This window comes from Caballeronia terrestris (genome assembly GCF_001544515.1).
GTDB classification, from domain to species: Bacteria; Pseudomonadota; Gammaproteobacteria; order Burkholderiales; family Burkholderiaceae; genus Caballeronia; species Caballeronia terrestris.
This window is the reverse complement of record NZ_FCOL02000529.1, coordinates 1-866: the sequence shown is the minus strand read 5'-3', so window position 1 is coordinate 866 and position 866 is coordinate 1. Positions and strand designations below refer to the sequence as shown.

At 60.9% G+C, this 866-nt stretch carries 1 protein-coding gene; it reads right to left on the bottom strand.

Translation table 11 applies throughout. The annotated features are described in order from the left end of the window. Positions 1–796: recombinase family protein (locus AWB67_RS38750; RefSeq protein ID WP_143746838.1), on the bottom strand; the 796-nt coding region annotated here is incomplete at its 3' end. Between the last annotated feature and the right edge of the window lie 70 nt (positions 797–866).

The window sequence follows — 866 nt, the reverse complement described above, 5'->3', positions numbered from 1 at the left end:
GCCGATACTGGTATCGTCCAAAAACATAGATGCCGGCATAGGAAGGATTCCGTATCAAACCGAGAACACGTTCGTGACTCAGGCGCCCCCAGATGAGTCGACCCGCCCATGCACCTCCATAGGCGCGCTTGGGAAAGCGCAGGCCCTCTTCGGCAAAGCGCTTGACAACCGCGTATGCGCTGCCGGTCTCCTGGAACAGACGAAATGCCAGTTGCACGGCACCGCGTACCTCGTCATCGGGATCCAGGACGATGCGTCCTTGATCGTCGTAGCACAGGCCAACCGGGAGCGGAAACCGCAATTCACCCTTCTGCGCCTTGTTGAGCTTACCGCCCTGGAGGCGCCCGCGCAAAAAATGGAGTTCGGCCTGCGCCATCGTTCCTTTGAGACCGAGAAGCAGGCCGTCGTTGAAGTCGCCCGGGTCGTAGCAACCATCGGCGTCGATCACGAGAGTATGAGTAAGCGCACACAGTTCGAGCAGGCGATGCCAGTCCAGGTTCGAGCGCGCCAGGCGCGACACTTCCAGTGCAAACACTGCACCCACTTGCCCCATCGAGACATCCGCCACCAGCGTCTTGAAGTCCTCGCGGCCCGTCATCTGCGCCCCCGACTGACCGAGATCCCGGTCCAGCGTACGGATCGCCGTTTCCGTCCAACCCAATGCCAGCGCCTTGTCCTTCAACGCATACTGGCGCTCGGTGCTCTCCTGATGGTGTCGCACCTGGGCCAGTGTCGACTGCCGGATATAGATGTACGCCGGCTTGCTTTGATGTTGTGGGGTGATCTTGCTGTTCATCGAAAGCCTCCTCGGTCAGCTCCAGCGCGGGATCGGCGGTGAGCCAGGCCTCGAGCATGTTGGCGATGAG